The following is a 15,997-nucleotide window of genomic DNA, read 5'->3' as shown; positions in this document are numbered from 1 at the left end:
CTGTTGAGTACGGGACCCGGAGCAGATTCCGCCCCCGCACCAGCCGCCCACGACTCCCTGCCCGCCCCCGACCGTTCCACCGGAGCTTCCGTGTCGGCTGACTCTTCCAGGTCCGCCGGCTCTTCCGTGTCCGACGACTCTTCCGGCGCCACCGGCTCGCCCGACGCCACCGGATCGCCCGGCTCCTCCGGATCGACCGGCTCCTCCCCCTCGTCCTCGATGTTCAGCTCGCTGAAGATCAGGAACTACCGTCTGTTCTTCCTGGGCCAGGTCGTCTCCAACACCGGCACCTGGATGCAGCGGATCGCCCAGGACTGGCTGGTGCTGAGCCTGACCGGCTCGTCCGCCGCGGTCGGTATCACCACCGCGCTGCAGTTCCTGCCGATGTTGCTCTTCGGGCTGTACGGCGGTGTCCTGGTCGACCGTCTCCCCAAGCGGCCCACGCTGCTGGTGACCCAGACGGCGATGGCCCTCACCGGCCTCGCCCTCGCCTTCCTCACCCTCTCCGGCCATGTCCAGGTGTGGCACGTCTACCTGGCGGCCTTCGCCGTCGGTATGGCCACGGTCGTCGACAACCCGGCCCGCCAGTCCTTCGTCGCCGAGATGGTCGGCCCGGGCCAGCTGCAGAACGCGGTCAGCCTGAACTCGGCGAACTTCCAGTCCGCCCGCCTGGTCGGCCCCGCGGTGGCGGGCCTGCTGATCACCGGCGTCGGCACCGGCTGGGCCTTCCTCTTCAACGGCCTGTCCTTCGTGGCTCCCCTCGCGAGCCTGCTGCTGATGCGCTCCCGCGAACTGCACATGGTCAAGCGGGCGCCGCGCGGCAAGGGCCAGCTCCGCGCGGGACTCCACTACGTCGCCGGCCGCCCCGAACTGATCTGGCCGATCGTCCTCATCGGCTTCATCGGCACCTTCGGCTTCAACTTCCCGGTCTGGCTGTCGGCGTACGCGGACGACATCTTCGACGCGGGCGCCGGCGCGTACAGCCTCTTCAACACGCTGATGGCGCTCGGCTCGCTGGCCGGCGCGCTGCTCGCCGCCCGTCGCGGCACGGCCCGGCTGCGCGTCCTGATCGCGGCGGCCGTGGCCTTCGGCCTGCTGGAGGTGGTGGCTGCCGTGGCCCCGTCCCTGTGGCTCTTCTCCCTGCTCATGATCCCGATAGGGATCTTCGGGATGACGGTCAACGTCACCGCGAACACCTCGGTCCAGATGGCCACCGACCCCGCCATGCGCGGCCGTGTCATGGCGCTGTTCATGATGGTCTTCATGGGTGGATCACCCCTGGGCGCGCCCCTCGTCGGCTGGGTCACCGACGCCTACGGCCCGCGCGTCGGGTTCGCCCTCGGCGGCCTGATCTCGGCGGCGGCCGCGGTCACCATCGGCCTGGTCCTGTCCCGCGTCGGCGGCCTCCGCCTCTCGGTCGGCTGGCACCACGGCCACCCGCAGGTCCGCTTCGTCCCGAAGGAACAGCGGGAGCTGGCCACGGCGGCGGCGTAGACCGGACACCTCCGGGCGACCTCGGCCGGGCCTTGGCCGGACCGGCGGACTACACGCGCCGGGCCAGCACCTGGCCCGGCCAGTCGCCGACGGTGAACGCCTGCGTCGGCGTGAAGCCGTTGCCCTCGTAGTACGCGACGAGCCTGCCGTCGCCGCCCGCGTAGCAGTCGAGCCGCAGCAGGGACACGCCATGGCGGCGCGCCTCGTCGACGGCATGGGCGAGGAGCGCGCCGCCGACCCCGCGCCCCGCGAACCGGCGGTCGGTGACCAGGGAGTGCACATACAGCTCGGGTTCGCCGGCGGGGGCGACCTCCGGCCCCGGCCGCCCGGTCAGCGTCATCGTGCCCGCCGGTTCGCCGTCGATCTCCGCGATCCACGGGGTGCCCTCGGCAAGGATCCGCCGCATCTGCTCCACGGCCTCGGGGTGCGTCGACCAGGGCCGGCTGCCCCACTGGCCCGTGCGCCCCTGGGAGACGAGCCAGGCCACCGCGCCGTCGAGCATGCCGAGTATCGCGGGGAGGTCCTCGACGCCGCCTTTTCGCATCTCCGGTGAACCCATCGCAGCAGGCTAGACGGCGAGCCGTTCGCGCGGGCTAAGCGGTGGGCTGAGTACTGGGCTGAGCAGCGGCTAAGTAACCGCCCTTATCCGCTCCAGGGGCAGCTGGAACGCCGACGGGCCGACCTTGAGCGGGCCGCTGAACGGGTAGTTGAACTCATAGACGATGAGGAGCATCACGCCGACGGTGAAGGCGAGGGAGAACACCACGCCGGCGTGGGCGCGCAGGCTCTCGGATCGTCCCGCTGATCGGCCAGCAGCGGCCACTCCTCGTGGATCACCGTGCCGGTGTACCGCTCGGTCAGCGCGGCGAGGCGGGTGCGGTCCGGCTGCGGGAGCGTACGGCTGAACCAGGCGATCTGGAGCAGGGCGTTCGTCTCCGTGTACGTGTTCTCGTGCGCCTGGGAGCGGGACTCCCACACCCCGACGACCACCATCGCGAGGACGACCGCGTAGATCACCCCGACCTGCGCGTACACGAACCCCAGCACCTCGTTGTTCGGCTTCCGCTTCGCCAGCGGCACGACCCGGGCGACGGCGAACAGCGCCGCGGTGGCCGCCGCCGAGCAGACCAGGAGCAGCAGGATCCCGAGCATGGGCATACGACGTTCCCCCCCGTCGACGTACACATCCACCTATGTACGTGGATACCTCCATGGTGCGGGGAGGGTCGCCCGGTGATCCATTCCCTGGAAGGGTGACGTCATGAGACTCTTTGCGGCGGTGCTGCCACCGGAAAACGTGATCCGCGAACTCGCCACGGAAGTCGATGAGTTGGAGCGGCTGCCGGGCGCGCACGACCTGCGCTGGACGGGCCGCCCCGGCTGGCACTTCACGCTCGCCTTCTACGGTGAGGTGGACGAGGAGATCGTCCCGGACCTCTCGGAACGGCTGGCGCGCGCGGCCCACCGTACGGACCCGTTCCCGCTCGCCCTGCGCGGCGGCGGCCACTTCGGCGGACGGGCGCTGTGGGTGGGCGCGGAGGGTGACGTCACGGCCCTGCGGCTGCTGGCCGACCGGGCGGAGGCGGCGGCCAGGAAGGCGGGCGTCGCGACGGGGGAGCACCGGCGCTACCGCCCGCATCTGACGGTGGCCCGCAGCCGCGCCGACGCCGACTTCAAGGCGTACGTCGCTGTCCTGGGCGCCTTTGCCGGGCGGGAGTGGACGGTGGGTGAGCTGTGTCTCGTCCGCAGCCATCTGCCGAAGTCGGGGGTGCGGGGGGAACAGCCTCGCTACGAGACGCTGGCGAGCTGGGCGCTGGGGGCCGGAACGGGAGCCGGAACGGGGGGCGGTTAACCTCGATGGTGTGAACCCGAAGACCCGTAACCGGATCATGGCCGGTGTGCTTGTGCTGATGTTCGTCGTGGTGGCTGTGGCGGCGGCGGTCAGGTAACGCGCCAGAGTGCTGCGGGTGTGGTGTTTTGGCTGCCCGCCGGTGGGGGCTGGTCGCGCAGTTCCCCGCGCCCCTAAAGGGGCGCCCCCTTACGGGACGCTCTTCCCCGCGCCCCGTAAGAAGGTGCCTCTACCAAGCAAACGCCTCCGGCGACGGGCCCGGGCCCGGGAAGATCTCGTCGAGCGAGGTCAGCAGGTCGTCGCTCAGCTCCAGTTCCACGGCCCTCACGGCGGAGTCGAGTTGTTCGGCTGTGCGGGGGCCGACGATCGGGCCGGTGATGCCGGGGCGGGTGAGCAGCCAGGCCAGGGCGGCTTCGCCGGGCTCGATGCCGTGCTTGTCGAGCAGGTCCTCGTACGACTGGATCTGCGCGCGGGAGGAAGGGTTGGCGAGGGTGTCGGCGGCCCGGCCGGAGGCGCGGCGCCCGCCCTTGACCTCCTTCTTGATGATCCCGCCCAGTACACCGCCGTGCAGCGGTGACCAGGGGATGACCCCGAGCCCGTACTCCTGCGCGGCCGGGATGACCTCCATCTCGGCGCGCCGCTCGGCGAGGTTGTAGAGGCACTGCTCGCTGACGAGGCCGATGGTGCCGCCGCGGCGGGCGGCGGTCTCGTTGGCCTGGGCGATCTTGTAGCCGGGGAAGTTGGAGGACCCGACGTAGAGGATCTTGCCCTGCTGGATGAGGGTGTCGATCGCCTGCCAGATCTCCTCGAAGGGCGTGCTGCGGTCGATGTGGTGGAACTGGTAGACGTCGATGTAGTCGGTCTGGAGCCGCTTCAGCGACGCGTCGACCGCGCGCCGGATGTTCAGCGCGGAGAGCTTGTCGTGGTTGGGCCACGGGTCGCCGTCGGCGGCCATGTTGCCGTACACCTTGGTGGCGAGGACCGTCTTGTCGCGGCGGTCGCCGCCCTTGGCGAACCAGCTTCCGATGATCTCTTCCGTACGGCCCTTGTTCTCGCCCCAGCCGTACACGTTCGCGGTGTCGAAGTAGTTGATCCCTGAGGCCAGCGCCGCGTCCATGATGGCGTGGCTGTCGGTCTCATCGGTCTGCGGACCGAAGTTCATCGTGCCGAGAACCAGTCGGCTGACCTTGAGTCCCGTGCGTCCGAGCTGCGTGTACTTCATGACTCCTCAGCCAACTCCTTAGAGCACGCTCAAGGCAAGAGAGCACGCTCGACGCAAGGGCGCCACTTTGCTTTTTCCGGGAAAGTGTGAACACATTCCGCGCCGCTTTATTGCTGTGCTCACAAAACCTTGGGGTTCGTCAAGCGCGAGAATCACCACATTGGATTGCCGAGAAATGCGTCGGCTCCAACGGGCCGTGGCTGTTAGGGTGGAGACTCGTCCCGGGGTCGAGTTGTGCCGTATCGGCACCTCACCCCGGATTGCATTGTGTGGGCGTCCCGTTTCATCGGATTCCGTTCGCCCCGGCTTCTCTCTCGGAATGGAAGTTGACTTTTCGGGTCGCTTTCTCTCTCCGGGGAAATGTTTCCAGCCCACCTTTGGAGTATTTCCATGTCTGCGTCTGCTGACAGCACGGCTGTCGCCGCCCCCGCGGGACCGGATACATCCGGCTCCGGCCCCGCTTCCGGCGGCCGACATCTCGGACTCGCCCTCGTCGTGATCGCCGCGGCCCAGCTGATGGTCGTTCTCGACGCCACGATCACCAACATCGCCCTGCCCGCCATCCAGACCGACCTCGGTGTCTCCGACGCGAACCTGGCGTGGATCGTCAACTCGTACGCGCTGGCCTTCGGCGGGCTGCTGCTGCTCGGTGGCAAGGCGGGTGACCTGTTCGGGCGGCGGAAGATGTTCCAGGCCGGTATCGCCGTCTTCACGCTGGCCTCGCTGCTCGGAGGGCTCGCGCCGAACGAGAGCCTGCTGATCGCCGCCCGTATTCTGCAGGGCGTCGGCGCCGCGCTGGCCGCGCCCAGTGCGCTGGCGCTGATCACCACGACGTTCCCGGCGGGCAAGCCGCGCAACACGGCCATGGGTGTGTACGCGGCCATGGGCGGCGTCGGCGCCACCGTCGGGCTGCTGCTGGGCGGCACGCTCACCGACGTACTGGACTGGCGGTGGGTGTTCTTCGTCAACATCCCCATCGGGCTCGCGGTGCTGGCGGGGACGCGGACCCTCGTCGAGGCCGAGCGTCACCCGGGGCGCCTCGACGTGCCCGGCGCCATCACCGGCACGGGTGGGCTGATCGCCCTCGTCTACGGCATCACGCGCGGCGGTGAGCACGGGTGGACCAACGGGCTCACGCTGGCCTCCTTCGCGGCGGCGGCCGTGCTGCTGGTCGCCTTCCTGGTGCTCCAGGCGCGGATCACGAACCCGATGATGCCGCTGCGGCTGTTCAAGGACCGTAACCGGTGGGGCAGTTACGCCACGATGCTCTTCATCGGCGCCGGTATGTTCGCCACCTTCTATTTCCTCACGCTGTATATGCAGCTGATTCTCGGCTACAGCCCGGTCAAGACCGGGTTCGCCTATCTGCCGTTCAGTTTTGGAATGGCGGTGGCCGCGGGTGTCAGCTCGAAGCTGGTCGCCCAGCTCGCTCCGCGCGTGATCGCCGGTCCGGGGCTGCTGGTGGCGGCGGTCGGCATGTTCTGGTTCGCGACGCTGGAGCCGGACTCGTCGTATGCCGGGCATCTGATGCCCGCCATGTTCGTCACTGCCCTCGGGCTCGGCATGAGCTTCGTGCCGATGACCCTCGGCGCGGTGAGCGGCGTGTCGCACGAGGACACCGGCATCGCCTCGGCGCTGCTGAACACCGCCCAGCAGATCGGCGGCGCCCTCGGTCTCGCCGTCCTGTCGACCCTCTCCACGTCGGCGGCCGACGACCAGCTGCCCGAGGCCGCCGGGTCCCTCTACCGGGGCCTGGCCACCAAGGACTTCGCCCTGGTCGCCAAGGCGGGTGACGCGGTGACCCACGGCTACACCGTGGCGTTCGCCGCGGCCGCCGGCATGTTCCTGGCGGGACTGCTCGTCACCGCCCTGGCCGTCAACGCCGGGAAGCAGCAGCACGTCGAGGGCGCGGCCCCCGTCCACATGGGCTGACGTTCACCCCACTACGACGAACCGGCGCGAAGACCGTGCCCCGCCGTCCCGCGCGGGCGGCGGGGCACGGTCATCGCGCCGCTGGGAGTACCCGATGAGCGACCAACCGCCCCCCGAACCGTCGCCGGAACCATCGCCAGAACCCCCGTCGGCCATCGCCGCCCTCACCCGGGCCTTCGCCCTCCTCGGCAAGCGCTGGAACGGCCTGGTCCTCGCCGCACTCGCCAAGGGCCCGGCCGGCTTCGGCCAGATACGCGAGCGAGTGCCCGGCATCAGCGACCGCATGCTCGCCGACCGCCTCCACGAACTGGCCACCGCGGGCCTCCTCACCCGCACCGTCCACCCCGGCCCACCGGCCCGCTCCCAGTACGCCCTCACCGCACACGGCCGGGCTTTCCTCATCCCGCTCGCCGCCCTGGCGTACTGGGCGGAGGACCACCTGCCGCCGCACGCCGAACAGCGGGACGAGAGGGACGAGAGGGACGAGCGGGGCGAGCGGGGCGAGCGGGACATCGGCCGACTCCCGTCCGGCGAAACCCAGTTGTCCCGCACCCCCTGATCCGCTTGGCTCGTCCCCCGTGACCGCATCCGACGCACTCAGCGCACTCGTACGCCCGGACCGCTATCCCCGCTCCTCCGCCTACGACCCCGCCTGGCTGCTCGGCCTCGACATGGGCCCGAACCCCCTGTGGCTGCTGGAGGACCTCGCACGGGACCTGGACCTGCGGCCGGGCATGCGGGTTCTCGACCTCGGGTCCGGGAAGGGGGCGACGTCGGTGTTCCTCGCACGGGAGTACGGCGTCGATGTCGTCGCGGCCGACTGGTGGGTCGGGGCGGAGGAGGCGGCGGCCGTCTTCGCGGCGGCGGGCGTCGACGGCCAGGTGGAGGCCGTACGGGCCGAGGCGCATCAACTCCCCTTCGAGGAGGGGAGTTTCGACGCGATCGTCAGCATCGACGCGTTCGAGTACTTCGGCACGGCGGACAACTACCTGCCGTACCTGGTGCGATTCCTGCGCCCCGGCGGCCAACTGGGCATCGCCACACCTGCGTTGACGCGCGAGGTCCGGGAGATGGGGGCGATTCCCGCGCACATCAAGGCCCTGGTCGGATGGGAGGCGATCGCCTGGCACACCGCCGAGTGGTGGCGGTTCCAGTGGGAGATCACCGAGCTGGTGACGGTGACGTCCGCGCGGCTCCAGGAGGACGCCTGGCGGGACTGGCTGCTGTGGACCCGGGCATGCGCGGAGCACCTGCCGGAGGGGCGGGCCGCGCACCAGCCCGTCATCGACATGCTGACCGCCGACGCGGGCGAGTACCTCTCCTTCGCGCTGGTGACCGCCGTCCGGACCTAGCCGGACTCAGGACATACCCGGTGTCATCCCGCGCCCAACGGGTCGCCCTGGACGAGCGCGTGCAGGTGCAGGTCGTGCCAGCCGTCCGCGTGCAGCAGCGCGCCGCGCTGGGTGCCTTCGAGGGCGTATCCGGCCTTGGCCGCCACACGGCACGACGCCGGGTTGGCCACCGAGTGGCACAGCCGCAGCCGGTGCATCCCGAGTTCCTCCAGGGCCCACCCGCTGAGGCGCTTCACGGCCTCGACGGCGACACCGCCGCCACGGGCCGCGGGCAGGATCCAGTAGACGATCTCGGCGCTGCCGCCGGTGAGGTCGATGCCGTTCCAGCCGATGAGCCCCAGGGCCTCGCCGTCACCGTCCGACCGTGCGATCGCCCAGATCGCGCCCTGTTCGGCCTGCCAGCGCTCGTGCATGCGCTCGATCCTCTGGCGGGCTTCCTCCGGTGACGCCACGTGGAAGAGGTTCCACTGGCGAATGGCCGGGTCCTGACCGGCGGCCAGCAGGGCGTCGGCGTCACCCGGGCGCCAGGGGCGCAGCTCCAGGCCCAGCTCGTGGGGGAGTTCGAGCACCGGTTGCGGGTGCTGGGCCATGTGGCCCGCCGGGACGACGGGGGGTATGGGGGAGTTGGCGATCATCGCGGAATCGTGCCATACGCTCCGCGGGTTAGTCGCGGGGGAATTCGCCTGTGTTGAGGGTGAGGCCGAGGAGGGTGGTCATGTCGACGTCCCCGCCGTACGTGATGGAGAGGTCGCTGACGTAGTCGCCGTCTTTGGGCTGGGTGAACAGGCGGCACTTGCCCACGTACGGGTCGGCGATCAGGTAGACGGGAACTTCGGCGAGCGCGTACGCGGTCTTCTTGGGGCCGTAGTCGTTCTTGGCCGTGTCCTTGGAGATGACCTCGGCGATGAACTCGACATCCTGATGGCGCCAGTGCCCCTTCCAGTCCAGCTCGGCGTTGTCGCGCAGTTTTGCCACGTCGGGCGCCAAACCATTCAGGTGCCCAGGAAAGTCGATGCGCTCATCCGAGGCCACGAGCACATCCGGACCGAACGTGTCCTCCAGCGCCCGAACGATCTTGCGGATGGTCTGCCAGTGAACGTGACGCTGCGGCGACATGTAGACGGCCCCCTCGACGATCTCGGCCTTATAGCCCTCGGGGACGGTCATCTGGTCGAACATCTCGTCCAGGATCTGTTCGTTGATGGTGGCCATGGCGATCCTGTCGTTCTCTACGACGGTCATGTTGGCGCTCCTCCCCGGCCGCAACCCGGTCGAGTGCAGCCGCGCAGTACAACGATACGCACGGTGACCAGGGCACGCCGGGATTCGGTCAGGCGGTTTCGGCCGTGTACGGCTCGCCCAGGTCCCACGCCTGGTACATGGCCTCCGCGAACCCCTCGGCGATCTTGTGCTCGCCGCTCGCGTTGGGGTGTGTGCCGTCGTACGTGTCGAAGGTGATGTCGTACGAGGCCGGCGGCGACGCCAGCAGAAGCGGCGAGCGGGGTTCGTCGAGGTCGGCGACCGTCTTGGCGAGGAGCTCGTTGAAGGAGGCGACCTCGGCGGCGAAGGGGGCGTCGGACTCGGCGCGGACGTTCGGTATCACCGGGAGCAGGACCATGCGGACGCGGGGGTTCGCGGCGCGGGCCTCGGCGATGAAGGTGCGGGCGTTCTCCGCCGTCTGGGCCGCGTTCGTGTAGAAGCCGAGGTCGATCAGGCCCAGGGAGACCAGCAGGACATCCGCCCGCTGTGCGCGCACCGCCTCGCCGATCAGCGGGGCCATGTGGAGCCAGCCCTCGCCCCAGCCGGCCAGGTGGGCGCGGGGGAAGTCCGGGTCGGCGTACTCGTACGAGTCGGGGGAGTCCGTCGCCTTGTCGTAGAGCGTCTCGCGAGGGCCGACGATCTTGAACGGGCCCCCGCACGTCGCGCGCAGGTGCTGCCACATTCGGTAACGCCATGTGTGTTCGCCCGCGCTACCGATCGTCATGGAGTCGCCGACGGGCATGAACCTGAGCATCCGCTCATCATGGACGATCAGCGGGGGTGTCCCGGGCCGTGGGGGTGTGAGGCTGGACACGCGCCGGGCCGGACCTGTGAGCTGTGGGCGGGGGTGACGTGAACGGTCGGCCGGGATGGCAGGCTTGGGCCATGCGCCGATCGCCTTCGTTCCTCGCCGGAGCCGTAGCCGTCCTTGTCGTCGCCCTGGCGGCGCCGGCCGTCGCGGACAGCGGGGACGACGGGTTCACGATCAAGGACCCGAGGATCACCGAGTCCAGCGGCCTCGCCGCCTCGCACGCCCACCCCGGCATCTACTGGACCCACAACGACAGCGACGACGGGGCCTACTTGTACGCCGTCGACAGCAGCACGGGAAAGACCGTCGCCACGATCACCATGACCGGGGTCGGTGCCCCGCGTGACGTCGAGGCCATCTCCATCGGGCCCGACGGCGACCTCTACGTCGGCGACATCGGCGACAACCTCGGCGGCAAGTGGCCGTACGTCTGGATCTACAAGCTGCCCGAGCCCAAGGTGCTCAAGGACCAGACGATCCACGCCACGCAGTACGTCGTGAAGTACGCGGACGGGCCCCGCAACGCGGAGGCGCTGATGGTGCACCCGAAGACCGGGCGCGTCTACATCGCCGACAAGGACGAGGACGGCGGCCACCTCTACGAGGGCCCCGCCCAGCTCTCCTCCACCGGCACGAACGTCTTCAAGCCCGTCGCCACCATCGATCTCTGGGTCACCGACGGAGCCTTCTCGCCCGACGGCAAGCAGCTCGCCGTGCGCGGGTACTTCGGCGGGATCGCGTACACGTGGAACGGCGGGAAGATCAAGCGGCAGGGGCGGCTGAACGTTCCCTTGCAGGGGCAGGGCGAGTCGATCACGTACAGCGCGGACGGGTCGAAGCTCATGTACGGGAGCGAGGGCGCCGACAGCGGTGTGCAGCCGGAGAACGCGCCCGGGTCCAGCGGGTCCGGGTCCAAGTCGCCTTCCGAGGGCGGCGGTTCGGCGAGCGGGAGTGGCGGCGACGGCAGCGGGATGAGCGGTGGCCTCAAGGTCGGGGCGATCGCGGTCGCGGCCGCCTTCGCCGTCCTGTTCGGGTTCAGGCGGCTGCTGCGCCGGAACTGAGTCACTCGGCCATGGGCCGTACTTCGTAGTGCAGCGTCGGCGTCCGCATCACCTTGTGGGCGAGCGGTACGAAGACGCCCTGCATGAACGGGTACTTGTGGCGGAGCAGCTTCGCCGCGTGCTTGTCCTCCTCACTGCCGTGGTCGAGCAGCCGTGTCCGGGCGTGGATCTCGGGCCCGGTGGGCGCGCCGCGGAAGGTGGAGGGGGCGATCTCCACCTCCGGGTTGTTGCGCAGGCGCTTGACCTTCCAGGTGCTGCCCGGGGTGCGGAAGTACGCGTGGTCACCCTCGACGGCGATGTTCACCGGGGTGCCGACGCCTGTGCCGTCCTTCTTGTGGCTCGTCAGCAGGACGGCGTACTGCCGGGCGAGCGGTGCGAGTTCGGGACTCGGAGTCGGTGCACTACTCATACCTTCCATAGAGGCACTGATCGCCGTGGTTGTCACCCTCGCGAGGGCCGCCCCCTGTCAGAAGCCTTGACGTGCTCATGATCATTGCCTTCCATGGAGGGTGCGTGGCGCATGGGAGCGCTCCCATCCTGTTCCGGGGCCGCGCTTCCCGAGAGGAACCCGCACATGTTCCGCAGCTTGCGAAGAGCGCTGTGCGTCGCTGCCGCCGCGCTCCTGTTACCGCTGGCGGGCGTCCAGTCGGCGGGCGCCGCCGCGGCTCCCGGCGCCGGTTACTGGCACACCAGCGGCCGCCAGATCCTCGACGCCGCGGGTCAGCCCGTACGCATCGCCGGAATCAACTGGTTCGGCTTCGAGACCGGCAACTACGTCGTCCACGGCCTCTGGTCACGCGACTACAAGAGCATGATCGACCAGATGAAGTCGCTGGGCTACAACACGATCCGGCTGCCCTACAGCGACGACATCTTCAAAAGCGGCACGGTCCCCAACAGCATCGACTTCTCCAGCGGCAAGAACGCCGACCTGCAAGGGCTGGGCTCCCTCCAGATCATGGACAAGATCGTGTCGTACGCCGGTCAGGACGGCCTCAAAGTCATCCTCGACCGGCACCGGCCCGACGCGGGCGGCCAGTCGGCGCTCTGGTACACCTCCGCCGTCCCGGAGTCGGCGTGGATCACTGACCTGAAGGCCCTGGCGACCCGTTATGTCGGCCAGGACACCGTCATCGGCATCGACCTGCACAACGAGCCGCACGATCCCGCCTGTTGGGGCTGCGGCGACACGGCGACGGACTGGCGGCTGGCCGCGCAACGGGCCGGGAACGCCGTCCTGTCCGTCAACCCGGATCTGCTGATCTTCGTGGAGGGCGTGCAGACGTACGCGGGTGTCTCCGGCTGGTGGGGCGGCAACCTGATGGGTGCCGGGCAGTACCCGGTGCAGCTGAACGTGGCGAACAGGGTCGTGTACTCCGCGCACGACTACGCGACGAGCGTCGCGCAGCAGAGCTGGTTCAGCGATCCGTCGTTCCCGGACAACATGCCGGGGGTGTGGGACAAGTACTGGGGTTATCTGTTCAAGCAGAACATCGCCCCGGTGTGGGTGGGCGAGTTCGGTACGACGCTGACGTCGACGGTGGACCAGAAGTGGCTGGCGGCGCTGGTGAGTTACCTGCGGCCGACGTCGACGTACGGGGCGGACTCCTTCCAGTGGACGTTCTGGTCGTGGAATCCCAACTCCGGTGACACGGGCGGGATTCTGAAGGACGACTGGGTGAGCGTGGACACGGTGAAGGACGGGTATCTGGCGAGCGTCAAGGCACCGGGGTTCCCGAGTACCGGGGGCGGGACCGGCGGTGGCGGTGGAAGTACGGGGGCGTCCTGTGCCGCCGCCTACACCGTCAGCAGCGACTGGGGCAGCGGCTTCAACGCCGACGTCAAGGTGACCAACACCGGGACGACGGCGATGACTTCCTGGAAGGTGTCCTGGACCTGGGCCGGCTCGCAGCAGGTCACGAACATGTGGAACGCGACGTACACACAGAGCGGTTCCACCGTCACCGCCGTGAACGCCGCTCACAACGGCGGTGTGCCGGTGGGGGGTTCGGTGAGCTTCGGGTTCGGGGGAGCGCCGGGGGGTGGGGGAACGCCGACGGTGACGTGCACGGCGACGTGAGCCTGACGCGGGCGTGAGCCCGACGGTGACATGAGAAAGGGGCGCCCCGCGCGATCACACGCAGGGCGCCCCCATCGACGTACAAGAAAGGGTTACAGCTTCTCGATCACGTAGTCGATGCACTTCGTCAGCGCCTCGACGTCCGCCGGGTCGATCGCCGGGAACATCGCGACGCGGAGCTGGTTGCGGCCGAGCTTGCGGTAGGGCTCGGTGTCGACGATGCCGTTGGCGCGCAGGACCTTGGCGATGGCGGCGGCGTCGATCTCGTCGTCGAAGTCGATCGTGCCGATGACCTGCGAGCGCTTGGCCGGGTCGGTGACGAACGGGGTGGCGTACTTGGACTCCTCCGCCCAGGAGTACAGCCGGGTCGACGAGTCCTTGGTGCGGCCCGCGGACCACGCCAGACCGCCCTGGCCGTTGATCCACTCCAACTGCTCGTTGAGGAGGAAGAGGGTGGCGAGGGCCGGGGTGTTGTACGTCTGGTTCTTGCGGGAGTTGTCGATCGCCGTGGGGAGCGAGAAGAACTCCGGGATGTGGCGGCCGGAGGCGTGGATGCGCTCGGCGCGCTCGATCGCGGCCGGGGAGAACACGCCGATCCACAGGCCGCCGTCGGAGGCGAAGGACTTCTGCGGGGCGAAGTAGTAGACGTCGGTCTCGGCGATGTCGACGGGGAGGCCGCCGGCGCCGGAGGTGGCGTCCACCAGGACGAGGGAGCCCTCGTCGGCGCCCGCGACCCGCTTGATGGGGGCGGCGACACCGGTGGAGGTCTCGTTGTGCGTGAAGGCGTAGACGTCGACGCCCGCCTCGGCGGCCGGCTCGGGGTGCGTGCCGGGGTCGCTCGCGATGACCGTGGGCTCGGCCAGCCAGGGCGCGAGCTTCGCGGCCTTGGCGAACTTGGAGCTGAACTCGCCGAAGTTCAGGTGCTGCGACTTGTTCTCGATCAGGCCGTGGGTCGCCACGTCCCAGAACGCGGTGGAGCCGCCGTTGCCGAGGATGACCTCGTAGCCCTCGGGGAGGGAGAACAGCTCGGAGATGCCCTCGCGCACCTTGCCGACCAGGTTCTTCACCGGGGCCTGGCGGTGGGACGTACCCATGAGGGAGGTACCGGTGGCGGCCAGCGCGTCGAGCGCCTCCGTACGCACCTTGGAGGGGCCCGCGCCGAATCGTCCGTCGGCGGGCTTGATGTCAGCGGGGATCTCGATATCAGCCACGGTGGGGAGCCTAGCCGTTTGAGGAAACCTGGGCGAAACGTCGTCCGTCGGGTGAGACGGGGCGGGGGTGACGGTTGGGGGGATTCGCCCCCGCCGCCCCTACCCGTCCCATCCCGTTCCTGGGGGCTGCGCCCCCAGACCCCCCTAAAAGATTGCGCCGTTCCCCGCGCCCCTAAAAGACAAAAGACAACAGCACCCGGGGCGGGCCGGGGGCGACGGGGCGCAGCCCCGAGCCGTCAGGGGCGCGGGGAACTGCGCGACCAGCCCCCACCCACCCGCAGCCGACACACAACCGAACGGGGTCTGGGGCGGAGCCCCAGGAACGGGATGGGACGGGTAGGGGCGGCGGGGGCGAGAAGTGCCCCGCCTCAGCCCGTCGTCAGCCGCACCGGCAGCTCGAACAGATCGTTCTGCGTCACCACCGGCTTGTTGCGGAGCTCCGACGCCGGGACCGCCAGGTCGAGGGCCGGGAAGCGCTCGTACAGGGCGGGCAGGGCCACCGCCGCCTCCAGGCGGGACAGCGCCGCGCCCGGGCAGACGTGCGGGCCGTGGCCGAAGGAGATGTGCCGGTTCTCCGATGTGCGCGTGATGTCGAAGTCGCCGGCCGAAGGCCCGTGGGCCTGCTCGTCCCGCCCGATCGCGCCGTACGACACGATCAGCGCGTCACCCGCCGGGAGGACCTTGTCGCCGACGGGCACGTCCTCCGTCGCGAAGCGGATGAGGACGTGGGAGGTCGGGGTGGAGTAGCGCAGGGTTTCCTCGACGACCGACGACCAGTCGACCTCGCCGGCCAGGACCAGGGCGCGCTGGACGGGGTGCGTGGACAGGTTGACGACCGCGTTGACGATGAGGGAGATCGTGGTCTCGTGGCCCGCCGCGACCATCAGCTGGAGGGTGGAGACGATCTCCTCGTCGGTGAGATGGTCGCCGTCCTCGGAGGCGAGGATCAGGGCGGAGGTCAGGTCGTCGCCCGGCTCGGCGCGCTTCGCGGCGACCGTCTCCGCCATGATTCCGGCCAGCTCGGTGAGGGTCGCGATGACCTCGGCGGGCGGGGTCTGCGTCGAGAAGAACTTCTCGAAGAGTTCCTTGAGACGGGGGAGCTTCGCCTCGTCTATGCCCATCAGGTCCGCGATGACGTACATGGGGAGGGGGTAGGCGAAGTCGGCCTTCAGGTCGACGACACCGTCGGAAGCCGGAGCGGACGACAGGCCGTCCAGCAGGCCCTGCGTCAGCTTCGAGATCCGCTCGCGCATCTGCTCCACCCGGCGCGGGGTGAGCGCCTGCGCCACCAGCGTGCGCATCCGGCGGTGGTCCGCGCCGTCGACGGTGAGCATGGAACGGCCGGGGTTGGCGAGCCCGATCAGCGGCCAGTCCGGGGCTATCTCGCCGCGCTGCCAGGCACCCCAGACGTTGATGTCCTTCACCAGACGGGGGTCTGTGAGCAGCGCGCGCGCCTCCGCGTGGCGGGTGACCGCCCACACCGGGACGCCGCCCGGCAGCTCGACGGCCGCGAGCGGGCCCGCCGCGCGCAGCCTGGCGCTCTCGCCCTCCAGGTCGGTGACGAAGGGGTCCAGCGCGATACGGGTCTCTTCGGTACCGGTGGTCATGCGGGGGTGCCTCCAAGGGGCGGGGTCGGAGTTCGGAGTTCGGGGTTCAGGGTTCGGGGTTCGGAGTGCTGGGTCTTCCCGGGGGCACCCCCCGACCCCGGCCGGAAGACGGTCCGGC

General features: G+C 69.7%; 16 protein-coding genes. 7 read left to right on the top strand and 9 right to left on the bottom strand.

Annotation, left to right across the window (positions count from 1 at the left end; genetic code table 11):
- Window positions 1-219 precede the first annotated feature (219 nt).
- Complete coding sequence (locus OG975_RS21535; protein ID WP_406336385.1) at window positions 220-1,494, top strand: MFS transporter; 1,275 nt, start codon at window positions 220-222, stop codon at window positions 1,492-1,494.
- A 49-nt stretch (window positions 1,495-1,543) separates the two neighbouring features.
- Here OG975_RS21535 and OG975_RS21530 read toward each other — a convergent pair whose 3' ends face one another.
- Window positions 1,544-2,053, bottom strand: a complete 510-nt coding sequence (locus tag OG975_RS21530) for a GNAT family N-acetyltransferase (protein WP_406330956.1) — start codon at window positions 2,051-2,053, stop codon at window positions 1,544-1,546.
- Between the two features lie 173 nt (window positions 2,054-2,226).
- On the bottom strand, window positions 2,227-2,652 hold the full coding sequence (locus OG975_RS21525; protein ID WP_406330955.1) for a hypothetical protein: 426 nt from the start codon (window positions 2,650-2,652) through the stop codon (window positions 2,227-2,229).
- Between the two features lie 103 nt (window positions 2,653-2,755).
- On the opposite strand from OG975_RS21525, the gene thpR reads away from it, so the two are divergent.
- Window positions 2,756-3,346 carry an RNA 2',3'-cyclic phosphodiesterase gene (gene thpR, locus OG975_RS21520; protein ID WP_406330954.1) on the top strand — a complete coding sequence of 197 codons (591 nt, stop codon included), beginning with the start codon at window positions 2,756-2,758 and terminating at the stop codon, window positions 3,344-3,346.
- A 226-nt stretch (window positions 3,347-3,572) separates the two neighbouring features.
- Here thpR and OG975_RS21515 read toward each other — a convergent pair whose 3' ends face one another.
- Window positions 3,573-4,565, bottom strand: a complete 993-nt coding sequence (locus OG975_RS21515; protein ID WP_406330953.1) for an aldo/keto reductase — start codon at window positions 4,563-4,565, stop codon at window positions 3,573-3,575.
- A gap of 390 nt (window positions 4,566-4,955) precedes the next feature.
- On the opposite strand from OG975_RS21515, the gene OG975_RS21510 reads away from it, so the two are divergent.
- The 3 genes from OG975_RS21510 (at window position 4,956) to OG975_RS21500 (ending at window position 7,849) form a co-directional block, all read left to right on the top strand.
- The gene (locus tag OG975_RS21510) at window positions 4,956-6,497 is read left to right on the top strand and encodes an MFS transporter (protein WP_406330952.1); all 1,542 of its coding nucleotides are present in this window, start codon (window positions 4,956-4,958) and stop codon (window positions 6,495-6,497) included.
- Between the two features lie 94 nt (window positions 6,498-6,591).
- Window positions 6,592-7,056: a winged helix-turn-helix transcriptional regulator gene (locus OG975_RS21505; protein ID WP_406330950.1), complete on the top strand. Its 465-nt coding sequence runs from the start codon at window positions 6,592-6,594 to the stop codon at window positions 7,054-7,056.
- Between the two features lie 19 nt (window positions 7,057-7,075).
- The gene (locus tag OG975_RS21500) at window positions 7,076-7,849 is read left to right on the top strand and encodes an SAM-dependent methyltransferase (RefSeq protein WP_406330948.1); all 774 of its coding nucleotides are present in this window, start codon (window positions 7,076-7,078) and stop codon (window positions 7,847-7,849) included.
- A 23-nt stretch (window positions 7,850-7,872) separates the two neighbouring features.
- Here OG975_RS21500 and OG975_RS21495 read toward each other — a convergent pair whose 3' ends face one another.
- The 3 genes from OG975_RS21495 to OG975_RS21485 form a co-directional block, all read right to left on the bottom strand.
- Window positions 7,873-8,484 carry a GNAT family N-acetyltransferase gene (locus tag OG975_RS21495; protein ID WP_406330947.1) on the bottom strand — a complete coding sequence of 204 codons (612 nt, stop codon included), beginning with the start codon at window positions 8,482-8,484 and terminating at the stop codon, window positions 7,873-7,875.
- Window positions 8,485-8,512: 28 nt separating this feature from the next.
- The gene (locus OG975_RS21490) at window positions 8,513-9,091 is read right to left on the bottom strand and encodes a Uma2 family endonuclease (RefSeq protein WP_406330946.1); all 579 of its coding nucleotides are present in this window, start codon (window positions 9,089-9,091) and stop codon (window positions 8,513-8,515) included.
- An 88-nt stretch (window positions 9,092-9,179) separates the two neighbouring features.
- A complete protein-coding gene (locus OG975_RS21485; protein ID WP_406330945.1) occupies window positions 9,180-9,863 on the bottom strand; it encodes an SGNH/GDSL hydrolase family protein in 684 nt (227 codons plus the stop codon).
- Window positions 9,864-9,994: 131 nt separating this feature from the next.
- On the opposite strand from OG975_RS21485, the gene OG975_RS21480 reads away from it, so the two are divergent.
- Window positions 9,995-10,981, top strand: a complete 987-nt coding sequence (locus tag OG975_RS21480; RefSeq protein WP_406330944.1) for a WD40 repeat domain-containing protein — start codon at window positions 9,995-9,997, stop codon at window positions 10,979-10,981.
- Between the two features lies 1 nt (window position 10,982).
- Here the strand turns inward: OG975_RS21480 and OG975_RS21475 are convergent, their stop codons facing one another.
- Window positions 10,983-11,390: a PPOX class F420-dependent oxidoreductase gene (locus tag OG975_RS21475; RefSeq protein WP_406330943.1), complete on the bottom strand. Its 408-nt coding sequence runs from the start codon at window positions 11,388-11,390 to the stop codon at window positions 10,983-10,985.
- A gap of 165 nt (window positions 11,391-11,555) precedes the next feature.
- Here OG975_RS21475 and OG975_RS21470 point away from each other — a divergent pair, with 165 nt between their 5' ends.
- Entirely contained in the window at window positions 11,556-13,061 is a 1,506-nt protein-coding gene (locus OG975_RS21470) for a cellulase family glycosylhydrolase (protein WP_406330942.1), read from the top strand.
- A 92-nt stretch (window positions 13,062-13,153) separates the two neighbouring features.
- Here OG975_RS21470 and serC read toward each other — a convergent pair whose 3' ends face one another.
- Window positions 13,154-14,272, bottom strand: coding sequence for a phosphoserine transaminase (gene serC / locus OG975_RS21465; protein ID WP_406330941.1), 1,119 nt, complete (start codon window positions 14,270-14,272; stop codon window positions 13,154-13,156).
- A gap of 368 nt (window positions 14,273-14,640) precedes the next feature.
- Window positions 14,641-15,879, bottom strand: a complete 1,239-nt coding sequence (locus OG975_RS21460; protein ID WP_406330940.1) for a cytochrome P450 — start codon at window positions 15,877-15,879, stop codon at window positions 14,641-14,643.
- Between the last annotated feature and the right edge of the window lie 118 nt (window positions 15,880-15,997).

The sequence above is a fragment of the Streptomyces sp. NBC_00203 genome (genome assembly GCF_045206325.1).
GTDB classification, from domain to species: domain Bacteria; phylum Actinomycetota; class Actinomycetes; order Streptomycetales; family Streptomycetaceae; genus Streptomyces; species Streptomyces lutosisoli.
The sequence above is the reverse complement of the archived record's forward strand: the minus strand, read 5'-3'. Positions and strand labels throughout refer to the sequence as shown.